This window comes from Micromonospora sp. NPDC049060 (assembly GCF_040649055.1).
Classification (GTDB): Bacteria; Actinomycetota; Actinomycetes; order Mycobacteriales; family Micromonosporaceae; genus Micromonospora; species Micromonospora reichwaldensis.
Map to the genome: position 1 here is coordinate 16,247 of NZ_JBEZEV010000067.1, position 22,304 is coordinate 38,550.

The 22,304-nt window shown below is 73.6% G+C and carries 20 protein-coding genes; 13 read left to right on the top strand and 7 right to left on the bottom strand.

The genetic code is table 11. The annotated features are described in order from the left end of the window. Positions 1–234: 234 nt before the first annotated feature. Positions 235–627, top strand: a complete 393-nt coding sequence (locus AB0B83_RS21860) for a cupin domain-containing protein (protein WP_357579717.1) — start codon at positions 235–237, stop codon at positions 625–627. A 45-nt stretch (positions 628–672) separates the two neighbouring features. Then, the gene (locus AB0B83_RS21865) at positions 673–2,469 is read left to right on the top strand and encodes a glycoside hydrolase family 15 protein (protein ID WP_357579718.1); all 1,797 of its coding nucleotides are present in this window, start codon (positions 673–675) and stop codon (positions 2,467–2,469) included. A 48-nt stretch (positions 2,470–2,517) separates the two neighbouring features. Here the strand turns inward: AB0B83_RS21865 and AB0B83_RS21870 are convergent, their stop codons facing one another. Further along, positions 2,518–3,711 carry a threonine synthase gene (locus AB0B83_RS21870; RefSeq protein WP_357579719.1) on the bottom strand — a complete coding sequence of 398 codons (1,194 nt, stop codon included), beginning with the start codon at positions 3,709–3,711 and terminating at the stop codon, positions 2,518–2,520. 16 nt (positions 3,712–3,727) lie between these two features. Beyond that, on the bottom strand, positions 3,728–4,789 hold the full coding sequence (locus tag AB0B83_RS21875) for a DNA polymerase ligase N-terminal domain-containing protein (protein ID WP_357579720.1): 1,062 nt from the start codon (positions 4,787–4,789) through the stop codon (positions 3,728–3,730). A gap of 93 nt (positions 4,790–4,882) precedes the next feature. Here AB0B83_RS21875 and AB0B83_RS21880 point away from each other — a divergent pair, with 93 nt between their 5' ends. The 3 genes from AB0B83_RS21880 to AB0B83_RS21890 all read left to right on the top strand — a co-directional run bounded on the left by AB0B83_RS21880 (position 4,883) and on the right by AB0B83_RS21890 (position 6,990). Beyond that, positions 4,883–5,671, top strand: coding sequence for an aldo/keto reductase (locus AB0B83_RS21880; RefSeq protein WP_357579721.1), 789 nt, complete (start codon positions 4,883–4,885; stop codon positions 5,669–5,671). Positions 5,672–5,860: 189 nt separating this feature from the next. After that, positions 5,861–6,025 (top strand): hypothetical protein, encoded by a 165-nt coding sequence (locus AB0B83_RS21885; RefSeq protein ID WP_357579722.1) that lies wholly within the window; start codon positions 5,861–5,863, stop codon positions 6,023–6,025. Further along, a complete protein-coding gene (locus AB0B83_RS21890) occupies positions 6,025–6,990 on the top strand; it encodes an N-acetylmuramoyl-L-alanine amidase (protein WP_357579723.1) in 966 nt (321 codons plus the stop codon). The genes AB0B83_RS21885 and AB0B83_RS21890 overlap by 1 nt, the downstream gene beginning before the upstream one ends. 70 nt (positions 6,991–7,060) lie before the next feature. On the opposite strand, the gene AB0B83_RS21895 is transcribed toward AB0B83_RS21890, so the two are convergent. Then, positions 7,061–8,203 (bottom strand): cellulose binding domain-containing protein, encoded by a 1,143-nt coding sequence (locus AB0B83_RS21895; protein WP_357579724.1) that lies wholly within the window; start codon positions 8,201–8,203, stop codon positions 7,061–7,063. A 303-nt stretch (positions 8,204–8,506) separates the two neighbouring features. Between AB0B83_RS21895 and AB0B83_RS21900 the strand changes: the two genes are divergently transcribed. Together AB0B83_RS21900 and ctaD are read left to right on the top strand one after the other, a co-directional pair. After that, a complete protein-coding gene (locus tag AB0B83_RS21900; protein ID WP_357579725.1) occupies positions 8,507–9,616 on the top strand; it encodes an FAD-dependent monooxygenase in 1,110 nt (369 codons plus the stop codon). Between the two features lie 157 nt (positions 9,617–9,773). Then, entirely contained in the window at positions 9,774–11,534 is a 1,761-nt protein-coding gene (gene ctaD, locus AB0B83_RS21905) for a cytochrome c oxidase subunit I (RefSeq protein WP_132233840.1), read from the top strand. A gap of 158 nt (positions 11,535–11,692) precedes the next feature. Here ctaD and AB0B83_RS21910 read toward each other — a convergent pair whose 3' ends face one another. The 4 genes from AB0B83_RS21910 to AB0B83_RS21925 form a co-directional block, all read right to left on the bottom strand. Then, positions 11,693–12,910 (bottom strand): MFS transporter, encoded by a 1,218-nt coding sequence (locus AB0B83_RS21910; RefSeq protein WP_357579726.1) that lies wholly within the window; start codon positions 12,908–12,910, stop codon positions 11,693–11,695. Between the two features lie 65 nt (positions 12,911–12,975). Continuing rightward, the gene (locus tag AB0B83_RS21915) at positions 12,976–13,557 is read right to left on the bottom strand and encodes a nicotinamidase (RefSeq protein WP_357579727.1); all 582 of its coding nucleotides are present in this window, start codon (positions 13,555–13,557) and stop codon (positions 12,976–12,978) included. A 14-nt stretch (positions 13,558–13,571) separates the two neighbouring features. Continuing rightward, a complete protein-coding gene (locus AB0B83_RS21920; protein WP_311412452.1) occupies positions 13,572–14,858 on the bottom strand; it encodes a nicotinate phosphoribosyltransferase in 1,287 nt (428 codons plus the stop codon). 16 nt (positions 14,859–14,874) lie between these two features. Next, positions 14,875–17,550, bottom strand: coding sequence for a LuxR C-terminal-related transcriptional regulator (locus tag AB0B83_RS21925; protein ID WP_357579728.1), 2,676 nt, complete (start codon positions 17,548–17,550; stop codon positions 14,875–14,877). Between the two features lie 202 nt (positions 17,551–17,752). Here AB0B83_RS21925 and AB0B83_RS21930 point away from each other — a divergent pair, with 202 nt between their 5' ends. From AB0B83_RS21930 to AB0B83_RS21955, 6 genes are all read left to right on the top strand, one after another. Beyond that, the gene (locus AB0B83_RS21930; protein WP_357579729.1) at positions 17,753–19,294 is read left to right on the top strand and encodes a hypothetical protein; all 1,542 of its coding nucleotides are present in this window, start codon (positions 17,753–17,755) and stop codon (positions 19,292–19,294) included. Between the two features lie 145 nt (positions 19,295–19,439). After that, a complete protein-coding gene (clpS, locus tag AB0B83_RS21935) occupies positions 19,440–19,730 on the top strand; it encodes an ATP-dependent Clp protease adapter ClpS (protein ID WP_089001780.1) in 291 nt (96 codons plus the stop codon). 2 nt (positions 19,731–19,732) lie between these two features. Then, positions 19,733–20,227, top strand: coding sequence for a DUF2017 domain-containing protein (locus tag AB0B83_RS21940; protein ID WP_192581321.1), 495 nt, complete (start codon positions 19,733–19,735; stop codon positions 20,225–20,227). A gap of 53 nt (positions 20,228–20,280) precedes the next feature. Further along, on the top strand, positions 20,281–20,769 hold the full coding sequence (locus AB0B83_RS21945) for a M67 family metallopeptidase (protein ID WP_132233852.1): 489 nt from the start codon (positions 20,281–20,283) through the stop codon (positions 20,767–20,769). Positions 20,770–20,842: 73 nt separating this feature from the next. Beyond that, a complete protein-coding gene (locus AB0B83_RS21950; RefSeq protein ID WP_132233854.1) occupies positions 20,843–21,196 on the top strand; it encodes a MoaD family protein in 354 nt (117 codons plus the stop codon). 14 nt (positions 21,197–21,210) lie between these two features. Then, on the top strand, positions 21,211–22,176 hold the full coding sequence (locus tag AB0B83_RS21955) for a pyridoxal-phosphate dependent enzyme (protein WP_151453620.1): 966 nt from the start codon (positions 21,211–21,213) through the stop codon (positions 22,174–22,176). Positions 22,177–22,304 lie beyond the last annotated feature (128 nt).

Here is a 22,304-nt window from a genome sequence, read left to right on the forward strand (position 1 = left end):
GAGCGCGCGGCGCCGTTCGGATCCAGTGGATCGGAACGTCGCCGCGCTCTGGCCGTCTCCCACCACCGCAGCCGTACGGCGGTACGCCGGCGGGGACCTGGCTCGACCGGCCATCGTGCGCCGGCTACTCCCTCGATCCCCGTCCATCAGGGATCGAAACCCCCGAGCAGTGGCGAATTCCACCATCTGCGAGTCCCGGCGTGGCGTCGGGCCGCAGCGGGTATGTGCGTCGGCATGGAGCATTTCACTATCGCGACCGTCGCCGAGAAGAGCCCGGACTTCCGGCGGGTGCTGTGGACCGGTGCGCACACCCAGCTGGTGATCATGACGATTCCGCCGGGCGGCGAGATCGGCGAGGAGGTCCACGAGGACATCGACCAGATCCTGACCTTCGTCAGCGGTACGGGCGAGGCGCAGGTGGCGGGGGAGAAGCGCGAGGTCGTGCAGGGCGACCTGGTGGTGGTGCCGGCCGGCACGAAGCACAACTTCGTCAACACCGGCCCCAACCCGCTGGTGCTCTACACGGTCTACGGCCCGCCCGAGCACGCCGACCAGGCGGTGCACCGGACCAAGGAGGAGGCCGACGCGGCCGAGGCCGCCGGCGAGGACGAGCCGCCCACCTCCTGACCGTCGGTGCCGCCTGAGGCGGCCGCAACGGGGTACCCGCAGCGGGTGGACCAACTGGCGATCTCCGACTACGGGTTCCTCTCCGACTGCCGTTCGGGCGCCCTGGTCGGTCGGGACGGCTCGATCGACTGGTGGTGCCCGGACCGGTTCGACTCCCCGTCGGTCTTCGGCCGCGTGCTCGACACCGAGGCCGGGCACTTCCGGCTGGCGCCCACCGCCGCCGGGCTTCCCGGGCACCGGGTGGAGCGGGCGTACGTGGCCGACACGCTGGTGCTGCGCACCGTGCACCACACGCCGGAGGGGAGCGTCGCGGTCACCGACGCGCTCGCCGCCGAGTTCGGTGCCCGTGGCCACCAACTGGGGATGAACTCCCCGGCGGTGCTGCTACGGGTCGTGGAGGGACTGGCCGGGCGGGTGCGGATGTCGCTCGACTTCCGCCCCCGCCCGGAGTACGGCCTGCTCACCCCGTACCTGCACGGGCAGCCCGACGGCGGGGTGCTGGCCGCGGCCGGCCCGGTGGTGCTGGCCCTGCACACCAACGGGGTGCCGCCGCACGTCGACCGGGACCGGGTCCGGCAGGAGTTCGAGGTCTCCGCCGGGCAGGTGGTCGGCTTCGACGTGGCGTATGGGCAGGCGTACGGGACGGTGCCGGCCCGGCTGGAGCCGGTGGCCGCGCTCGCCGAGACGGTGCAGGCCTGGCAGGCCTACCGCGAGTCGCACCACTACGACGGCCGCTACCGGGAGCAGGTCCGGCACAGCGCGACCGTGCTCACCGGCCTCACGTACGCCCGCAGTGGCGCGGTGGCCGCGGCCCTGACCACGTCGCTGCCGGAGCGGATCGGCGGCGACCGCAACTACGACTACCGGTACTCGTGGCTGCGCGACTTCGCCATGACGCTGCGCGCCCTCTGGGTGGCCGCCTGCCCGTCCGAGGCGTCCCGGCTCTTCGCCTGGGCGGCCCGCTCGATCGGCCGGGTCGGCACCGACCCCGTGCCCGTGCTCTTCGGCCTGGAGGGGGAGCGCGACGTCTCCGAGCACGAGTGCGCCCACCTGCGCGGCTACGGCGGCAGCCTGCCGGTGCGGGTCGGCAACGACGCCTGGCGGCAGCGCCAGCTCGACGTGCCGGGCGAGGTGCTCTCGGCGGTCTGGCAGCTGCGCGACCACCTCGGGGAGTCGTTCGACACGGAACTGCGCGAGATGGTGCTCGGCCTGGCCGAGCAGGTCGCCGCCACCTGGCACCTGCCCGACCGGGGCATCTGGGAGACCCGGGACACCGAACGGCACTACCTCACGTCGAAGGTGCTCTGCTGGGTGGCGCTCGACCGGGCGGTGCGGCTCGCGCCCCGGCTCGGCGACCGGGCCGACGCCCGGCGGTGGGCGCGGATCCGCGACGAGATCCGCACCGCCGTGCTGCGCGACGGCTGGCACGAGCGGACCGGCGCGTACGGCGGCGCGTTCGGCTCGCCGGAGCTGGACGCCTCCGTGCTGCTGCTGCCGCTGGTGGGCTTCCTGCCGGCGACCGACCCGCGGATGCGCGCGACCATCGAGGCCGTCGAGCGCGGGCTGGGCGCCGGGGACGGACTCGTCCGCCGCTGGGACACCGACCCGGCGGGCTTCCTGCCCTGCTCGTTCTGGCTGGTGGAGTGCCTGGTCCTGGCCGGTGAGCAGAGCCGGGCCGAGGCGCTCTTCGAGCGGCTGCTCGGGCACGCCAACGACATCGGCCTGTTCAGCGAGCAGATCGACCCGCGTACCGGCGCGCAGGTCGGCAACACCCCGCAGGCGTTGTCGCACATCGGCCTGGTCAGCGCCGCCTGGCGGCTGACCGACCCCACCACGGACTGACCGCGGGCTCAGGAGGGCCCCCACCGGAAGGGGTCCCTTCCTGACACGTCACGCCGGCAGCACCGGCACGTCGGTGACGTCCACCGTCTCCGGGTACTTCACGCCGGCCCCGGTGTTGAGCACCACCACGCGTTCGCCGGCCCGGATCCAGCCGCCGGCGCGCAGGTGCCGGGCGGCGGTCAGGCAGGCGGCCCCCTCCGGGCAGAGCAGCAGCCCTTCGCGGGCGGCGAAGTCCCGCAGGTCGGCCAGGATCTCGGCGTCGTCCACGGCGATCGCGGTGCCGGCGCTGGCGCGCAGCGCGTCGAGGATCAGCTCGTCGCCGAGTGGGGCCGGCACGGTGATGCCGAACGCCACGGTGTGCGCGTCGGCCCAGGGGCGCGCCCGCTGCTCACCGGCGGCGAAGGCGCGGACGATCGGCGCGCAGCCCGTCGACTGCACCGCGACCAGGCGGGGCAGCTTGTCCTCGATCCAGCCCAGCTCGCGCAGTTCGTGCAGCGCCTTGTGGATGCCGATCAGGCCGACCCCGCCGCCGGTCGGATAGATGATCACGTCCGGCACCTGCCAGCCGAGCTGCTCGACGATCTCGTACCCCATCGTCTTCTTGCCCTCGAGCCGGTACGGCTCCCGCAGCGTGCCGGCGTCGAAGATCGCGCCGTCGGAGCCGGCGACCAGCCCCGCGACGTGCCGCCCGGCGTCGCCGATCAGCCCGTCGACCAGGCGTAGGTCGGCCCCGGCGGCCACGCACTCGCGCCGGCAGATGGCCGGCGCGTCCAGCGGCATGACGATGGTCGCGCCCAGCCCGGCCCGCGCGGCGTAGGTGGCCCAGGCCGCGCCCGCGTTGCCGTTGGTGGGCATGGCGATGCGCGTGACGCCCAGCTCGCGGGCCCGGCTGACGCCCACCGCTGCGCCGCGCGCCTTGAACGAGCCGGTGGGGGTCAGCCCCTCGTCCTTGACCAGCAGGTCCGCGATGCCGATCTCCGCGCCGTAGGTCGGGGTGCGCAGCAGCGGCGTCCAGCCCTCGCCCAGCGTGGTCTCGTGCCGGGGGTCGGCCACCGGCAGCAGCTCGCGGTAGCGCCACAGGTCGGCCGGGCGCAGGGGGAACCGTTCCGGGGTGAGCACCTTCGCCACCGCCGCCAGGTCGTAGCGGGCCAGCAGCGGGGATCCGCAGTCGCAGAGGTTTGTCAGCTTGGCGGCGTCGTGCTCCCGCCCGCAGCGCGGGCACTCCAGGTGCGTCAGGTACACGATGCTCCTCGCCGTCTCAGCTCGTGTCTCGGCTCGCGTCGATGCTCAGCCAGCGCCGGCTGCGCCCGCCCGGCTCGTAGACCGAGTCCAGGCGCTTCGCCACCACCCCGGGCAGCCCCTGCTCCCGCCCGGTCCGCAGCGCCTCCCGGCCGGCACCGGGGAACCACGGCGGAGTCTGCCAGTGCGGGCCGGCGAGCGCCAGGCCGTCGAGCAGCTCCCGGCGCTGCGCGTACGGCAGGTCGAGGCTGGTCACGCCCTCCATCCAGAGCAGATCGAAGATCAGGTACTGGGCGTCGGGGGTCCGGCGTCCGCCGCGCGCCGGCCGCACCCGGCCGGCGGTGTCGATGCGCACCAGGACGCCGTCCAGCACGGCCTCCGTGGGCGCCAGCTCCTCGGCCAGCTCCCGCAGCCAGGGGTACGTCCCGGAGACGTCCTCGTCGTCCTCCGCGAGCAGCCGCAGCCGCCCACCAGAGACGTACGCGACCGCGCGCACCCCGTCCCAGCGCAGCTCGTAGCCCCACTCCGGCTCGTCCGCCGGCAGCTTCGCCGCCCGGGTGGGGTGCATCGGGCGGACCAGCTCCGGCATGCTCGTCCAGCCCTCCGGCGGCGGGTCGGCGCGCCGGACCATCCAGTCCCGCCCGCTCCTGCCGCCGGTGGCGAAGAGGACGTACCGCCCGGAGGTGCGCTCGCCGTCCAGCACGACGATCACCTCGTCGGCGCGCCACTTCTCGCAGTGGTATGTGCCCCGGTCGTGGACGGTCATCCGTCCGCCGCCGTACTCGCCGGCCGGGATCTCGCCGTGGAAGTCGAGGTATTCCATCGGGTGGTCCTCGGTGTGCACGGCGAGGTGGTTGCGGCCGGTGTCGCGGGGCAGCCCGCGCGGCACCGCCCAGGAGGCCAGCACCCCCTCGTGCTCCAGGCGCAGGTCCCAGTGCAGGCTGCGGGCGTGGTGCTGCTGGATGACGAACCGGGCCGTGCCGTCGGCGGGCCGTTTCCTCCCCGGGGGGCGCTTCGGCACCGGCTCCGGGGTGCGCGCCGCGTCCCGTCTGCGCCGGTACTCCTCCAGCGGGTCAGCCACATCCGCATTCTCCGGCAATCCGCGCCGGCCCGCCGGCCGCCCGGATGTCCGGTTGCCCGGGCATGTCGTGGGTCATCACGGGTAGACCGCGGCATGGACCACGAGGACCAGCCCACCGTTGCGCTCCCGGGCGAGGTGCGGATGCCCCTGCTCGGCTTCGGCACCTGGCAGGCCACCGGCCAGGCCGGGTACGACGCGGTGCTCGCCGCGCTCGACGCCGGCTACCGCCACGTCGACACCGCCACGATGTACGGCAACGAGGAGGAGGTCGGCCGGGCGGTCCAGGAGAGCGGGCTGCGCCGGGAGGACGTCTTCGTCACCACCAAGCTGCCGCCGGAGCGGGTCGGACGGGAGCGGGAAACGCTCGAGGCGAGCCTGACCGCGCTCGGCACCGACCACGTCGACCTGTGGCTGATCCACTGGCCGCCGGAGAATCCGGCGGACAACATCCCCGTCTGGCGGGAGCTGCTCGCCGCCCGGGACGAGGGGCTCGCGCGCGCGGTGGGGGTGAGCAACTACGGCACCGGCCAGCTCGACGAGCTGATCCAGGCGACCGAGGAGAACCCGGCCGTCAACCAGATCCGGTGGAGCCCCTCGATGTACGACCGGCAGCGGCACAAGGAGCACCGGGACCGGGGAGTGGTGCTGGAGGGTTACAGCCCGTTCAAGACCAGCGACCTCGCCCATCCGGTGCTGACCCGCATCGCCGCCGCGCACGACGTCTCCCCGGCCCAGGTGGTGCTCCGCTGGCACGTCGACCACGAGATCGTGGTCATCCCCAAGTCGGTGACCCCGGAGCGGATCCGCGTCAACGCCGACATCTTCCACTTCTCGCTGACCGCCGAGGAGATGCGCGACATCGACGCTCTCGGCAACCCCTGACGAACCCCTTCCGGCCACCTGCGACGGTGGCCCGTTCCGGGTGCCGGACCCGGACCGGAGTTGCCAAATTCCTTCAGCCTGAATAGGGGCGATGAAGGGTATCGACATAGATGCTCGTGACGATATACCGTGCGCGTCACCAGTTCATCGATGAGTCGGAACCCCTCCGCCCTTGTCTGAAGGAGCGCCATGAACGCGTCACGACCCGCCCGCCTCCCCCGACGCGGGGTGCTGGGCATGTCGGCCCTGGTGGCCACCGCGGTGGCCGTAGCCACCAAGCCCGCCGCGGCGAGCGCCGCGCCGCTCGCCGCGCCGAAGGCCGAGTGCCTCGCCGACCTGCTCGGGGAGTCCTGATGGCCACCATTCCCTGGCTGGTGGACGTCCTGCGGGGGGCGGGCGTCCAGGTCGTGACCCACGGCGACTGGCTGAACCGGATGCGCCCGGGCGACTTCAACCCGATCGGCGTGCTCTGGCACCACACCGCCGCCACCTCCAGCGCCAGCAACCCGCACCCGGCGCTCAACATCTGCATCAACGGCCGCTCCGACCTGCCCGGCCCGCTCTGCCAGGCCCTCGTCGACTACCACGGCGTCTTCCACGTCATCTCCGCCGGCCGCTGCAACCACGCGGGCGTCAGCCGGGGCAGCGGGCCGATCCCCGCTGGCGACGGCAACACCCTGATGATCGGGTGGGAGATCGACTACAACGGCGTCAACCAGGAGATGACGGCGGCGCAGTACAACGCGTCGATCGCCGCCACGGCCGCCGTGCTCAAGCGGCTGGGCAGGGACGCCAGCTACGCCCGGGGCCACCGCGAGACGAGCACCACGGGCAAGATCGACCCGTCCTTCATCGACCTGAACACGATGCGCGCCGACGTCGCCGCGAAGATGTCGGGCGGCGTCCCCGCCTGGAGCTCCGTGGTGGACAACTCCACCGCCGGCCGCTTCACCGCCAGCGCCAACTGGGGCACCTCGGCGTACTCGGCCCAGCGCTACGGGACCGACTACCGCTTCGCCCAGCCCGTCGCCGCCAGCGACGCCGCCTGGTACAAGTTCAACGTCCCGGCGACCGCGAACTACCGGGTCGACGCCTGGTGGCCGGCGGTCGCCGGCTACAACACCGCGACGCCGTACATCGTGGCCACCACCACCGGCAACCGGACGGTCATCGTCAACCAGGCGGCGACCGGCGGGCAGTGGCGCTCCCTCGGCACGTTCACGCTGCCGGCCGGGGACGCCAACCGGGTCGCGGTCAGCCGGTGGAGCTCCGCCGCCGGCCTCGTCATCGCCGACGCCGTCCGGCTCACCCGGGTCTGACCCGGCCGGCCCTGAGACACGCGACGTCCGCCAGGCATCGGGGTGGCCCGGCGGACGTCGCGTCCGGCGTTCAGGAGCGCGAGCAGGCGGTCCCGTTGAGGGTGAAGCTGGTCGGGGACGCGTACGCGCCGCTCAGCGTGCCCTGGTAGCCGAAGCTGGCCGTGCCGCCCGGGGCGAGCGAACCGTTCCAGCTGATGTTCCGCGCGGTCACCGCCGAGCCGCTCTGGCTGACCGTGGCGTTCCACGAGCTGGTGATCTGCTGCCCGGCGGGCAGGTTGTAGGCCAGCGTCCAGCCGTTGATCGGGCTCGACCCGGTGTTGGTGATCTGCACGTCGGCGGTGAAGCCGTTGCTCCAGGAGTTCGGCGTGTACTTCACCGCGCACCCGGCACCGCCCGGCGGGGGAGTGCTCGGCGGGGGCGTGGTGGGCGGCGCGGTCGTGGGCAGCGGGTTGCCGCCACCGTTGACCGCCGCCGAGAACGAGGTCACCGCGAGGCCGGCGCCGCCCTGCCACGGCTCGAAGCCGGCCTGGATGCTGGTCAGGTACCAGGAGTTGGTGATCGCACCCCGGTTGCGGGTGTCGTTGATGAACGCCAGCAGGTTGAGGTTCGCGCTGCTGATCGCCGACGGGGCCAGGTACGAGATCACGTTGTTGGAGCCGTTGCTGCCGCGCCACACCTCCCAGCTCCGCCCGTCGATGGTGGCGGTGCCGACCGGGGAGCCGATGGGCTGGATCGGGCCCTGCCGGTTGAGCCAGATCATGATCTCCATCTGGTTCACCCCGTCCCGCTTCGGCGAGGGGTCCAGCCAGATGTCGTACGAGGCGTTGTAGACGGCGTTGCTGACGTACCGGTAGGCGATGCTGCTCGTGGCGCTGCTGATCTGGCTGACCTGGATCGGCAGGTTGGTGCCGGGGGAGCAGTTGGTGTAGTGGCAGCCGAGGAAGATCGACGGGTACGCGGTCGGCGCGCCGTTGGTCGGGTTGCTGCCGTTCTGGGTGGTGATCTCGAAGCCGCTGCCGGTGACGTTGATGCACTGCTGGGCGGTGGTGCCCCAGCGGTTGTTCTGCACCACGTAGCGGTCCTGGATGGTGGTGGAGCCGTACTGCTCGCAGATCTGCGTGTCGGCGCTGGCGGTGCCGCCGAGTGCCACGGCGACGATCGAGCCGGCGGCGAGCAGCGCGGCTGCCGCGAGGGCCCGGAGTGGACGTTTCATGATGCTCCTTCGGCTTCGGCGTGGAACGCCGGACGGAGTCGGTCGGTGGGCGCGGGAGCGCTCCCACAACCCTTCGACACATTTACATCTCTGAAACCGCAGCGCAACGGGCCTGGGGTATTGGAGAGGTAAGTGAGGTTTGTCACGCCCGGGTCGCTCGGTGGGCAGGTGGTCCCCCGAAGCAGGCGCGGCGGGCGCCGAGGAGTGTTTCGCCTGGGACGATTGACTCTGGTGTGTGCCGATTGCGCCGAGTAGTGTCTTGCCTCCAACGCGTGCCGAACCCCTCCGGAGGCGTACACCACCATGGGTGGCTCTCCCCTGCGCATCCTCGTCGTCGGCGCGGGCATCGCCGGTCTGGCCGTCGCCCGGGCGCTGCGGATGGCGGGCTTCCGCCCCGACGTCACCGAGAGGCTGCCCCCGGGCGAGAACGCCGAGACCGGTCTCTACCTACCCGGCAACGCGGCCCGGGCGCTGTGCCGCCTCGACCTCCACGGACCCGTACGCCCGCTCGGGCACGTCATCCACCGGCAGCGGTTCCTCGACGCGGCCGGGGCGCCGCTCTGCGAGGTGGACCTCGACGCGCTCTGGTCCGGGGTCGGCGAGTGCCGGGCGCTGCCCCGGACGGAACTGCACCGGGTGCTGCTCACCGGCGCGGGCGGCGCCGTCCAGCACGGCGCCGAGGTGCGCGCCGTCGACCTGCTGCCGCACTCCGTCGGCGTCACCTTCGTCGACGGCACCGCCGCCGAGTACGACCTCGTCGTCGGCGCCGACGGGCCGCGCTCCTCGATCCGGGCCCTGGCCGCGCTCGGCGGTCCGCCCCGACCCGCCGGCCAGGTCGTCTACCGCAGCGTGGTGCGCGACGGGCCCCCGGTCACCGAGTGGACCGCCCTGCTCGGCCAGCGCGCCGGCTTCCTGGTCGTGCCGATCGGCGCCGGGCGGCTGCACTGCTACGCCGACGAGGCCGGCACCGTCGCGCCGGCCGATCCGACGGCCCGGCTGCGCGAGCTCTTCGGCGACTACGGCGGACCGGTGCCCGCCGTGCTGGAGGCGCTGGACCGGGTGCACGTCGGGGTCACCGAGGAGGTGGAACTGGGCTGCTGGTCCCGGGGGCGGGTGCTGCTCGTCGGGGACGCCGCGCACGCCACCGCACCGACGCTGTCCCAGGGCGCGGCGATGGCGCTGGAGGACGCCGTGGTGCTCGCCGACTCCCTCCGCGCGGCCGGAGGCGACGTCGAGGCGGCCCTGGCGGCGTACGAGAGTCGTCGTCGCCCGCGTACGCGATGGGTGCGGGACCGGACCCGGGACCGCAACCGGACCCGGGACGTGCCGCCCGCGCTGCGCGACCCGCTGCTGCGCGGGCGCGGCGACCGGATCTTCGGCGAGCACTACCGGCTGCTGCTCGGCCCGCTGTAGCGGCCGGCGGCCGAGGGCCCGGTGCGCCGGGGCCGCGCAGGCTACCCGACCACCCCACGCGGCGTAGCCACCTGCCGGGGACTATCCTCCTTGCGGATGACGGCCCGCAGATAACCAGCGCGTGCCGAGCGGGACAACCCAGAACCGGAGGCCACTCGTGACCACCGTCGCACCCAAGCCGGTCGTGACCCGGCCCTGGCCGGTCCGAGCGCCGGTCAAGGGGTCGGCCATCGCGCGGCTGCTGCGTACCACGGACGCGAAGCAGATCGGGATCATGTACATGGTCACCGCGTTCGCGTTCTTCATGATCGGTGGCCTGATGGCCCTGATCATGCGGGCCGAGCTGGCCCGACCCGGGCTGCAGTTCCTGTCGCCCGAGCAGTACAACCAGCTGTTCACCATGCACGGCACGATCATGCTGCTGTTCTTCGCGACGCCGATCGTGTTCGCCTTCGCGAACTACGTGGTGCCGCTGCAGATCGGCGCACCGGACGTGGCGTTCCCCCGGCTGAACAGCTTCGCCTACTGGCTGTTCCTCTTCGGCGGCACGATGACCATGGTCGGCTTCCTCACCCCGGGTGGCGCGGCCGACTTCGGCTGGACCGCCTATGCGCCGCTGAGCTCCGTCGAGCACTCGCCCGGCGTGGGCGCGAACCTGTGGGTCGTCGGCCTGGTCATCTCGGGTCTGGGCTCGATCCTCGGCGCGGTCAACGTGATCACCACGATCCTGACCCTGCGCGCGCCCGGCATGACGATGTTCCGGATGCCGATCTTCACCTGGAACATCCTGGTCACCGGTCTCCTGGTGATCCTGGTCTTCCCGCTGCTGGCCGCCGCGCTGATGGCGCTCGCCGCCGACCGGCTCCTGGGCGCCCACGTCTACGACCCCGCGACCGGCGGGCCGATGCTCTACCAGCACCTCTTCTGGTTCTTCGGCCACCCCGAGGTGTACATCATCGCGCTGCCGTTCTTCGGCATCATCTCGGAGATCATCCCGGTCTTCTCCCGTAAGCCGATCTTCGGCTACAAGGGCCTGGTCGCCGCGACCATCGCCATCGCCGGCCTGTCGATGAGCGTCTGGGCGCACCACATGTTCTCCACCGGCCAGGTGCTGCTGCCGTTCTTCAGCTTCCTGAGCTACCTGATCGCCGTGCCGACCGGTATGAAGTTCTTCAACTGGATCGGCACCATGTGGCGCGGCCAGATCAGCTTCGAGACGCCGATGCTCTTCTCGATCGGCTTCCTGGTCACCTTCCTCTTCGGTGGTCTCACCGGCGTGCTGCTGGCCAGCCCGCCGATCGACTTCCACCTGCACGACTCGTACTTCGTGGTGGCGCACTTCCACTACGTGCTCTTCGGCACGATCGTGTTCGCCGTCTTCGCCGGCATCTACTTCTGGTTCCCGAAGATGTTCGGCCGGATGCTCGACGAGCGGCTGGGCAAGGTGCACTTCTGGCTGACCATGATCGGCTTCCACACCACGTTCCTGGTGCAGCACTGGCTGGGCAACGAGGGCATGCCGCGCCGGTACGCCGACTACCTTCCCGGCGACGGCTTCACCACGCTGAACATGGTCTCCACCATCGGCGCGTTCATCACCGGCATCTCGACCCTGCCGTTCATCTGGAACTGCTGGAAGTCGTACAAGGCCGGCCCGGTGGTCGAGGTCGACGACCCGTGGGGTCACGGCAACTCGCTGGAGTGGGCGACCAGCTCCCCGCCCCCGCTGCGGAACTTCGACCGGATGCCGCGGATCCGCTCCGAGCGGCCGGCGTTCGACCTCAAGTTCCCGGAGCTGGCGGCCGGCGGCCAGAGCCTGGCCGGCCCGCCGGAGGGCGGCGCCAAGCCGCTGACCAGCGAGTCCGACGGCGGCGCCAGCTACCGCGAGGACACCGCGAGCGACGCCGACCGGCGCTGACGCTCCGCACCACGTACGACGGGCGCCACCCCACCCGGGGTGGCGCCCGTCGGCGTTGCGGGGGGTACGCCCCGTGGCGGGGGCGGCGCTGACGATCCGGGGCCGGGCCGCCCTGACCAGGGCCGTGCAGCCAGGACCGTCGGGCCGGGGGTGGCGGGTCAGGCGGCGGGGGGCGGGACGAGTTCGGGGGTGGGCGCGAGGGTGGCGGCGGCGCGGCGGCGGCGCAGCTCGATCGGGAGCACGGCCAGCGCCACCAGCGCCCCGACCGCCCCGGTGACCGCGAAGCCCCAGGCCGGTGCGGAGGCGTCGATGACGGCGCCCGCGAGGGGCGCGCCCACCGCCATGCCGATCGTGACCGCCGAACCGTGCAGGCCCATCGCCTCGCCGCGTACGGAGGCGGGGACCAGCCGGCTGACCTCGTCCGAGGTGGCCGCGATGGTCGGCGCGCAGAGCGCCCCGGCGGGGATCAGCGCCAGGCAGAGCAGCCACCAGTGCGCCCCGCCCAGCCCGACCGGGATGGTGCAGAGGCTGAGCGCTGCCATCAGGATCAGCGGCGGGAAGGAGCGGGTGACCGCCCCGTACGCGAAGCCGCCGACCAGCGACGCGACCGCCCAGACGGCGAGGACGGCGCCCGTCCACCCGACGTCGCCGTTCTCCCGCAGCACGGCGACCACCGCCACGTCGGTGCCGCCGAGCACCAGCATGCCGGCGGCGCTGACCGCCAGCACGGCGAGCAGGCGCGGGGTGAGCCACGACCGGCGGGGCACCCGCGGCTGCGGCCCGGCCGGCTCGCCACCGCCCCGGACGGGCGGGTTCAGCACCCAGAACGCGACGCCGGCGGCGACGATGCCGGCGCCCACCAGGTGGAGCGTGACGCGCGGGGAGATCGCGGTGGCCGCCGCCACGGCCAGCGCGGGGCCGAGCATGAACGACAGCTCCACCGACATCGAGTCCAGCGCGTACGCGGGGCGGCGCCGCTCCGGCGGCACCATCGCGGCGATGGACTGCCGGATCACCGAGAAGATCGGCAGGGCGAGCGAGCCGGCCAGGAACGCGGCGGGCAGCAGCACCGGGTACGGCAGCATCGGCGCGGTGGACCAGAAGACCGCCTCGGCGATCCCGGTCAGCACGAGCACCGGCCGCAGGCCGCGCCGGTCGACCAGGCGGCCGAGCAGTGGGCCGCCGATCGCGGCTCCGACGGTGATCGCCGCGCCGACGAGCCCGGCCGCTCCGTAGCCGCGCCCGAGGTCGAGCACGACGTGGAACGTCAGGGTCACCCCGGTGGCGGTGAGCGGGACGCGGGCGAGCACCGACACCAGCAGCAACGACCGGAGACCGGGCAGGGCGAGCGCCTCCCGGTAAGGCTTCAGGTTCATGTCGGTGCGTACCTCCGCCGGACATCCTCGGCCGGAGGTACGACACCCGCCAACGAATTACGGCCTCATGCGGCCCTGATCACAGGCTCCCCGCGCAGGGTCACCCCGGCGCCCTCCATCGCCCGCAGCGCGACGTCCGTGGTGGGCGGGGCGACGGCGGCGGTGAGGCCCAGCAGGACGGTGGTGGCGAAGCCCTCCCGGGCGGCGTCCAGGGCGGTCGCCCGTACGCAGTGGTCGGTGGCGATCCCCACCACGTCGACCCGGTCCACGCCACGCTGGCGCAGCCAGTCGGCCAGGCTCTCGCCGCCCTCGGCGTGCCCCTCGAAGCCGGAGTACGCGGCCGCGTACTCGCCCTTGTGGAAGATCGCCTCGATCCGGTCGGTGGCCAGCTCCGGGTGGAACTCCGAACCGGGGGTGCCCACCACGCAGTGCCGGGGCCAGGAGTCGATGAAGTCCGGCGGGTCGCCGAAGTGGGCGCCCGGGTCGACGTGGTAGTCCTTCGTCGCGACGACGTGGTCCCAGCGGTCCGGCTCGGCGGCGAGGAGCCGGGTGATCCCGGCCGCCACGTCGGCCCCGCCGCCGACGGCCAGCGAGCCGCCCTCGCAGAAGTCGTTCTGCACGTCCACGATGATCAGCGCGTTGCTCACCTGCTGCTCCTTCGTCAGTCGGCCGGGACGACAGTGACCGGGATGGCCGGGTCGCCGGCGGAGAGCTTGAGGCCCTCCCAGGGGATGGAGATCAGGCACTGTCGCAGGTGCTCCCGCGACTCGTCCAGGGTCGGCCGGTCGACCGGCTCGCCGCCGGCCAGGAACGAGTGCTGGAGCAGCCGGTCGTTGGGCCGGGGGTCCGGCACGCCCTGTGGCACGACGATCTCCTCGGTGGCGGTGCCGGTCGGCTTGTGCCGGCGTACGGCCACCTTCCGGCCGCCGATGGTGGCCTTGTGCTCGGAGCGCTTGACCACCGGGCGGCCCTCGACCTCGACGAGCTTGTAGACCAGCCCGGCGGTGGGCGCGCCGGAGCCGGTGACCACGGCGGTGCCCGCGCCGTACATGTCGACCGGTTCGGCGGCGAGCGAGGCGATGGCGTGCTCGTCGAGGTCACCGGAGACGATGATCTTGGTTTCGGTGGCGCCCAGCGAGTCGAGCAGCTCGCGGGACTGCTGCGCGATCACCGCCAGGTCGCCCGAGTCGATCCGCACCGCCCGCAGGTCGGGCCCGGCCACCGCGATCGCGTTGCGGATGCCCTGGCTGATGTCGTACGTGTCGACCAGCAGCGTGGTGTCCTTGCCCAGCGTGGCGACCTGCGAGGCGAACGCGGCCCGCTCGTCGGAGTGCAGCAGCGTGAACGCGTGCGCGGCCGTGCCGGCGGTGGGGATGCCGTAGCGCAGCCCGGCGGCGAGGTTCGAGGTGAACCGGAAACCGGCCAGGTACGCGGCCCGCGCCGCGGCCACCGCCGCCTCCTCGTGCGCCCGCCGGGAGCCCATCTCGATGAGGGTCCGCCCGCGCGCCGCGGTGACCATCCGCGCGGCGGCGGCGGCCACGGCGCTGTCGTGGTTGAGCACGGAGAGGATGAGCGTCTCCAGCACCACGCACTCGGCGAAGCCGCCGGAGACGGTGAGGATCGGCGAGCTGGGGAAGAACAGCTCGCCCTCGGCGTAGCCCTCGATGTCGCCCGTGAAGCGGTAGTCCCGCAGCCATGCGGCGGCCTGCTCGTCGACCACCCCGGTACGCCGCAGGAAGTCGACCTCGTCGGCGTCGAAGCGGAAGTCGCGGATCAGCTCGATCAGCCGGCCCGTGCCGGCCACCACCCCGTAGCGACGACCGGCGGGCAACCGGCGGCTGAACACCTCGAAGACGCAGCGGCGGTCGGCGGAGCCGTCGCGGAGGGCGGCACTGACCATGGTCAGCTCGTAGTGGTCGGTCAGCAGCGCGGGGCGAAGGGTGCTCACCGCCCCAGCCTAGGGTTCACCCGCCATCGCCGCCGTCGTGGCCCGGGATCGTCCGCAGGGCGGCCCGCAGCTCGGCCCGGCCGGCGACGCCGAGCTTGCCGTAGATCCGCTGGAGGTGGTTCTCCACGGTGCGGGCGGAGAGGAAGAGCCGCTCGGCGATGACCCGGCTGGTCACCCCGTCGGCGGCGAGCCGGGCCACCTGCCACTCGCGTTCGCTCAGCGCCGGGGAGCCGGCCTGCAACGCCGGCGTACGGATCAGGTCGCAGCGGCCGAGCAGGGCGGCGAGACGTTCCCGGGCGGCAGCCGCCGCCGGGGACCGCCGCCGGCGCAGCAGGTCCAGGGCGGTGGCGGTGGCCTCCGCCGCGTAGACGGTCAGCTCGAGCGCGTCGAAGCCGTCGGCGACCGCCAGCAGCTCGTCGGCGGAGCCGCCCGCGGTGGCCCGGGCGTGCCGGGCGAGCAGCGGGGGCAGCAGCCCGTCGACCCGTTCGGAGAGCTCGGCGAGCCGCTGCGCGACGGTGCGCCGGCCGCCGTCGGAGCACGTCGGGCCGAGCGGCGCGCTCGCCTGGCCCAGCCGGACCAGGTCGTGCAGCACGTGCACCTCGTGGCCGGCGAAGCCGTCCGCGCGCAGCCGGTCGGCCAGCCCGCTCAGGTGCTTGACGGCGCCGGACACGTCGCCACCGGCGGCGAGCACCGCGCCCCGGGCCTGCTCCAGCCACGGGTACAGCACGATCATGCCCGGGGCGTGGGTGCGGTCGGCCTCCGCCATCGCCTCGGCCGCCTGCGCGGCGTCGCCCCGCAGCGCCGCCGCCTGGGCCCGCTCGGCCTGGGCCAGTCCCGCGTAGACCCGGCTGGTGGCGAGCACCGCGCAGGCGCCGAGGCTGGTCCGCAGCGCCGCGTCGCTCTGGCCGCGCAGCCGGGCCGCGTACGCCTGGAGGATGGCCAGGTAGCCGGTGCCGAGCCGGAAGTCGCCGGCCCCGGCCAGGTCGGCGAACTCGTCGGCCACGATGGCGTCGATGCCGGCCAGGTCGCCCGCGAGCGCCAGCCGGGTGCCCCGGGCCAGCTCCAGGGCCAGTTGCAGGTACGGCATGTCCGCTCGCCACCGGCCCGCCTCGGCCTGCACCCGGTTGATCGCGGTGGCGCTGCGGTGCAACTGCCCCTGCGCGGCCTGGAGGTGGGCGATCGTGCTGCGCGCCAGCTCCCGGGCGGCGACGCTCGCGGCCGGCCGGTCCAGCACCGTCTGCCCGAGCCGCAGCGCGATGCCGGTGTCCAGCCGGTGCAGCCGCATGATGCCCTCGAAGGCGAGCACCCGGGCCTGGTCGGCGGAGTCGGTCAGGGTCGACCGGCGGGCGGCGATCTCCTCCACCGTGGACTCCCGGCTCAGCCCCCAGTAGCTGACCATGCCCCGCACGGTCAGCCAGCGGCTCAGCCGCCGGTCGCCCTCGATGTCGGCGGCGACCGCGTCCAGCACCCCGATCGCCTCGTCCGGCCGGTCGGCGAACATCAGGATGGTGGCCAGCAGCTCCGCCGCGTCGAAGCCGCCGCCCGCGTCGAGCGCCGCGCGGGCCAGCCGGGTCGCCAGCGGTACGTCGTAGCGGGCGAACGCCTGCCGGGCCGCGTCGAGCAGCAGGGCCGGATCCTGCGCGGTGCCCGAGTCGAGCCGCCACACGGCCACCCGGAGCAGGTCGTCGCGGCGTCGCTTGCCGACCAGCTCCAGCAGCTCGGCGAGGCGGGCCTGCAACCGTCGTGTCCGGCTGACGGGGCAGCGGCGGCGCATCACCTCGCCGTAGAGCGGGTGGGCCAGCCGCACGTTCGCCCGCCGGTCGTCGTGTTCCACGGCGATCAGCCCGCGTTCCTCGGCGGTCTCCACGTCCACCGGGTCGGCGGCCTGGTTGAGCAGGTGCAGGCCGAGCGGTTCACCGAAGGCGACCAGCTCCACCACCCCGCGTACGCCGGGGGTGAGCTGGCCGATCCGCACGTCGATCAGGTCGGTCAGGTTGGGCGCCAGCTCCAGCCGGCCGGTCCACTTCCAGATCCCGTACGTGCGGGTCAGCTCCCCGCGGTCGGCGGCGAGGACCAGCTCGCGCAGCAGCAGCGGGTTGCCCTCGGAGAGCCGGCCGAGCCGGTCGGCGGAGGTGGCGTCGACCGGCCCCTCCAGGATCGCGGAGAGCAGCCGCGTGGTCTCGGCCGGCGGCAGCGGCCTCAGCTCGACGTGGTCGACCAGGCCGTCGGTCCACAGGGCGCGGATCGGCAGCGGGAGCTGCTCGCCGTCGCGTGACGTGCCGACGACCGTGGCGTTGTCGGAGCGGGCCACCAGGTGCACCAGCGCCGCCGACGGCGGGTCGAGCAGGTGCGCGTCGTCGACTGCGAGCACGATCCGGCGGCCGGCCGCCTGCTGCTGCAGCACGTCCACCGCCCAGCGCAGGATGCCGGCGGGGGACAGGCCCTGCGGCTGCTCCGTCGGGAGCACCTGGACGAGACCGCCGAAGGGGAGCGCGGCCGTGGTGGCGCTGGCCGCGATCGTCCAGACGGCGTACCCGTCGCGGGGGAGGGCCGCCATCCCCTCGCGCAGCAGGCGGCTCTTGCCGATGCCCGCGTTGCCGCTGAAGAAGATGCCCCGCCGCTCCGCGCCGGTCACCGCCGACAGCAGACGGTTGAGCTCATCCGTTCGGCCGACGAACCCCCACCGACTCATCGGGGCAGCATATCGACCGGAATCCGTCCGCGTGCACATCGTCACGCACCGAAGTTGAGTAGTCTCGTGATTACCTCTGAGTATTCGAAGTGTTCGGTTCCGGGGCCTGGCCGCCCGTACTCTTCCGGCATCCGGGTGCCGTCACCGGACGATTCCACGCGGCCGGCCGCTGCCGGTCGCCTGCCACGGGAGGCCGCTTTCGATGAAGCCCGGTCCTCTCCCCGCCGTCGACAGCCCCGACGACACGGCCGGAGCCGTGGAGCTGCCCCGTCGGGACCGGCTGCCCGTCCGGCTGGGGGTGACCGAGCCCCGCCCGGAGGAGCCGCTTGCCGTGATCGGCGTCGGCCCGGCCGCCGCAGGGCGGCGCGAGGTGCTCGCCCGCCTGCTCCAACTCGATCCCGCCATGCTCGCCGTGCCCGCCGGCAGCTGGCTCGTGGTGCGCCACTCCCAGGTGCCGACGCGGGCCGCGTACGTGCCCGGCTACCGCCAGCCCCACTCCTACGGCGCCGACCGGCTGGCCGCCGGGCCGGCGCTCGCGCGCCCGCCGCGCCGGGTCGAGCTGAGCCTGCCCGAGCCCCTGCTGCGGCACTTCAGCCTCGTCGACACGCCGGACACGGGTGCCCTCGGGGCAGCCGGCGGCCGGCTGCTGCTCGACGCGGCGGGCCGGTCCGGGGCGGTGCTCTTCGTGATCGCCGCCGACCAGGCCTTCACCGCGGTCGAGCTCCACCTGCTCGCCGACCTGGCCCGTGCCGGCGTCGGGGTCGTCTTCGCGGTCACCCCGGGCGCGGGCGGCTGGGCCCCGGTGCCGGAGGGAGCGGCCACGACGGAGGGCACGGGGGCGTCCGTCGGGTCGGCCCCCGCACCGGTGGACCCGGTCGCGGTCACCGTCGAGGCGCACCGGGCGGCCCTGCTGGCCGCCGTGCCCGGGCTCGCCGACGCCCGCTGGTTCCCGATCGACGCCGCGGGTGACGGGGCGGACCTGCGCCGGGCGCTGGTCGGCTGGGCCGCCGACGAGGGGTTGCGACGGGCGAGCGCCGAGCCGCCGGTGCTGCCGGGGTCGCACGGCCGGGTGCCGGTGGTGGCCGACCCGGGCGGCTGGTCGGAGCAGCTCGACCGGCAGGCCCGGTCCTCCGCCCGGCGCATCCGTCAGCACCTCGCCCTGGAGGTGGCGAACATCCACCTCCGCGTGGTGCAGGAGATCGTCTTCGGGGTCGGCTGCGCCGGTTTGCCGCAGCTGCTCGACCGCGAGATGGAGGCGCTGTCGCTGCTGGCCACCGCCCAGTGCGACGAGGCGGTGCGCGGGCTGGTCGAGGAGGTCGCCGGCCGGGTCTTCGGCGCGCCGCTGCCGGCGGGCGTCCGGCGGCGCCTCGACGTCCCGGTGCGCTGGGGCCTGACGGAGCACCGGGACGAGCACGAGCTGGACCGCGTGCTGCTCGTCACCAGCACCGGCGGCGTGGCGGGGCTGACCGGGACCGGCGCGACCGACACGCTGGCGAGCTACCCGGGCGTGGCGCGCGAGGAGGTGCTCCCGCCGGTGGCCGTGGCCCTCTCGGGCGGCTGCTGGCAGCACTGGCGCAGCCCCGGCAACCACGACCCCAACGCCGCCCGCGCCTGGGCGCAGCGCGCGCTGCGGGAGGTCGAACTGGAACTGTGCCGGGAGGTGTCCCGCCGGTTCGAGGTGGTCCGCCTCTCGCTGGACGGGGTGCTCTCCGATGCTGTCGACCACGGCATCCTGCTCGCCTGAGGGCGGTCCGGTCGTCTGCGGCGTCGGCACCGGGCGGCCGCCGCCCGCTGCCGTCGACGCCCTTGACCAGGCAGGACGCGGCGATCCGCGCCGGGCCGGCGTTCCGGTTCCTCGGTTGGCCGAGTCCGGTGGCACGATGGGGGGCATGGCGGCTCCGCAGGTTGCACCTGTCGAGACGCCGGACACCGATGAGGTGCCGGCGTCCGACCGGCCGTGGGTGACGATCGTGTGGGACGACCCGGTCAACCTCATGACGTACGTGACCTGGGTCTTTCAGAAGCTCTTCGGCTACAGCCGGGAGAAGGCGGAACAGCTCATGCTCGACGTGCACCACAAGGGTCGTGCCGTGGTCTCCAGCGGCGCCCGGGAGCGGATGGAGCACGACGCGTCGCAGCTGCACGCGTACGGGCTGTGGGCGACGGTGGACCGGTCGTGAGCATGTTCCGTCGCCAGGGCGACCGCTACGTCGTCACCTTCGCCGTCGACGAGGTGCGGGTGCTGCGGAAGGTGGCATCCGAGGTGGTCGGGCTGCTCACCGACGGCTTCGACCACACCGACCCGGTGGTGGGCCGGCTCTTCCCCGAGGTCTACCCGGAGGACCCGTCCGGCACCGCCGAGTTCCGCCGCTACACCGAGGGCGACCTCAAGACCGCCAAAATCGACCAGGCCGGCGCGATCCTCGCGTCGCTGCCCGACGAGGCCGGCGGCGAGGTGCGTCTCGACGCGGAGGCGGCCGAGGCGTGGCTGCGGGCGCTCAACGACGCCCGGCTGGCGATGGGCGTCCGGCTGGAGATCAAGGACGGCACCGACCTCGGCGAGGAGCTCGACGACGCGGTCGCCGAGGACCCCACCTCCAGCCGGGTGTTCCAACTGTCGGTCTACGCGTACCTCGGCTACCTCCAGGAATCCCTGCTCAACGCCTTGATCGACTAGGCGTGACCGGCACCACCTCAACGTTGCGGCAGGTACGCGTTAGGCTGGACCACGTGCTGAGCATCGACCGGTCGATCATCGACGCGATCGTCGCCCACGCCCGGCGGGACCACCCCGACGAGGCGTGCGGCGTGGTCGCCGGTCCCGCCGGCAGCGACACCCCCACCCGGCACATTCCGATGGACAACGCGGCCCGTTCCATGACGTTCTACGAGTTCGACTCGATGGAGCAGCTGCGGGTGTGGCGCGAGATGGACGACCGGGACGAGGAGCCCGTCGTCATCTACCACTCGCACACCGCCACGGAGGCCTACCCGTCCCGCACGGACATCTCGTTCGCCGGTGAGCCCGGCGCGCACTACCTGCTGGTCTCCACCCGCGACGCCGACACGGAGGAGATCCGCTCCTTCCGGATCGTCGACGGCGTGGTGACCGAGGAGCCGGTCCGGATCGTGGACGCGGGGGTGGACCCGCACGCCGTGCAGTCCTACATGTTCGGGCAGAGCCCGGCGACGGTCGACTACGAGTGTTCCGGCCGCTGATCCAGCGCCGTCACACCCGTTCACGTCCCGTCACCCTTCGGCACGCCCGACCATCATCGAGGAGCACGACACCATGGCCATCGAGGTTCGCATCCCCACCATCCTGCGCAGCTACACCGGCGGCGCGAAGGTCGTCGAGGGCGCCGGCGACACGCTGGGCGACCTGCTCGCCGACCTGGACTCCCGGCACGCCGGCCTGAAGGCCCGGCTGGTCACCGACGCCGGTGCGCTGCACCGCTTCGTCAACGTCTACGTCAACGACGAGGACGTCCGTTTCCTCGGCGCGCTGGACGCCAAGCTCAACGACGGCGACAGCGTGACCATCCTGCCGGCCGTCGCCGGTGGCGCGTTCGGCTTCGCCGCGGCTGCCGCGATCGCCCAGCACGGCGCAGCGGTCGCCGCGCGGTCGGCCGCCGCCGCCCGCTGACGGGGGCGGTCGCCATGGCGCGGTACGACAGCCTTCTCGACGCCTGCGGGGGAACGCCCCTGGTCGGGCTGCCCCGGCTCTCGCCGACGGTGCCCGACGGGGCGCCGCCGGTGCGGCTCTGGGCGAAGCTGGAGGACCGGAACCCGACCGGCAGCATCAAGGACCGGGCGGCCACGTTCATGGTCCGGGCTGCCGAGGAGTCCGGCCGGCTCCGGCCGGGCGACACGATCCTCGAACCGACAAGCGGCAACACCGGCATCTCGCTGGCGATGGTGGCCAAGCTGCGCGGCTACCGGCTGGTCTGCGTGATGCCGGAGAACGTCTCGACCGAGCGGGTGCAGCTGCTCCGGATGTACGGCGCGGAGATCATCTTCTCGCCGGCGGCGGGCGGCTCCAACCAGGCGGTCGCCACCGCCAAGCAGATCTCGGCCGAGCACCCCGACTGGGTCATGCTCTACCAGTACGGCAACGAGGGGAACGCCCGGGCGCACTACGAGACCACCGGCCCGGAGCTGCTGCACGACCTGCCGACGATCACGCACTTCGTGGCGGGCCTCGGCACCACCGGGACGCTGATGGGCACCGGGCGCTACCTGCGCGAGAAGGTCGACGGCATCCAGGTCGTCGCGGCCGAGCCGCGCTACGGCGAGCTGGTCTACGGGCTGCGCAACATCGACGAGGGCTACGTCCCCGAGCTCTACGACGCGTCGGTGCTGTCCCGGCGCTTCTCCGTCGGCACCCGCGACGCGGTGCTGCGGACCCGGCAGCTCGTCGAGGTGGAGGGCATCTTCGCCGGTTTCTCCACGGGCGCGATCCTGCACGCCGCCCTGGCGGTGGCGCACGAGGCCGTCCGCGCCGGCCAGCGGGCCGACGTGGCCTTCGTGGTCTGCGACGGCGGCTGGAAGTACCTCTCCACCGGGGCGTACGGCGGCACCCTCGCCGACGCGGAGGAGGCCCTGGAGGGCCAGCTCTGGGCGTGACGTCGAGTGGCCGGGGGGCCCCCCCCCACAGCGGGGCCCGGCCCCCCGCACTCGCCCCCCCCCCGGGGCGGGCCCCGCCCCCCCCCCCGCCCGCCGCCGCCCACGGCGGCCCGGGGCGGGGCGCGCCC

Excerpts from the sequence above, each read along its gene's own strand:
- AB0B83_RS21860 (WP_357579717.1), top strand. The coding sequence starts at position 235 with ATGGAGCATTTCACTATCGCGACCGTCGCCGAGAAGAGCCCGGACTTC.
- AB0B83_RS21880 (WP_357579721.1), top strand. The coding sequence starts at position 4,883 with ATGGACCACGAGGACCAGCCCACCGTTGCGCTCCCGGGCGAGGTGCGG.
- AB0B83_RS21885 (WP_357579722.1), top strand. The coding sequence starts at position 5,861 with ATGAACGCGTCACGACCCGCCCGCCTCCCCCGACGCGGGGTGCTGGGC.
- AB0B83_RS21890 (WP_357579723.1), top strand. The coding sequence starts at position 6,025 with ATGGCCACCATTCCCTGGCTGGTGGACGTCCTGCGGGGGGCGGGCGTC.
- AB0B83_RS21895 (WP_357579724.1), bottom strand. The coding sequence starts at position 8,203 with ATGAAACGTCCACTCCGGGCCCTCGCGGCAGCCGCGCTGCTCGCCGCC.
- AB0B83_RS21900 (WP_357579725.1), top strand. The coding sequence starts at position 8,507 with ATGGGTGGCTCTCCCCTGCGCATCCTCGTCGTCGGCGCGGGCATCGCC.
- AB0B83_RS21910 (WP_357579726.1), bottom strand. The coding sequence starts at position 12,910 with ATGAACCTGAAGCCTTACCGGGAGGCGCTCGCCCTGCCCGGTCTCCGG.
- AB0B83_RS21925 (WP_357579728.1), bottom strand. The coding sequence starts at position 17,550 with ATGAGTCGGTGGGGGTTCGTCGGCCGAACGGATGAGCTCAACCGTCTG.
- AB0B83_RS21930 (WP_357579729.1), top strand. The coding sequence starts at position 17,753 with ATGAAGCCCGGTCCTCTCCCCGCCGTCGACAGCCCCGACGACACGGCC.
- clpS (WP_089001780.1), top strand. The coding sequence starts at position 19,440 with ATGGCGGCTCCGCAGGTTGCACCTGTCGAGACGCCGGACACCGATGAG.
- AB0B83_RS21940 (WP_192581321.1), top strand. The coding sequence starts at position 19,733 with ATGTTCCGTCGCCAGGGCGACCGCTACGTCGTCACCTTCGCCGTCGAC.
- AB0B83_RS21950 (WP_132233854.1), top strand. The coding sequence starts at position 20,843 with ATGGCCATCGAGGTTCGCATCCCCACCATCCTGCGCAGCTACACCGGC.
- AB0B83_RS21955 (WP_151453620.1), top strand. The coding sequence starts at position 21,211 with ATGGCGCGGTACGACAGCCTTCTCGACGCCTGCGGGGGAACGCCCCTG.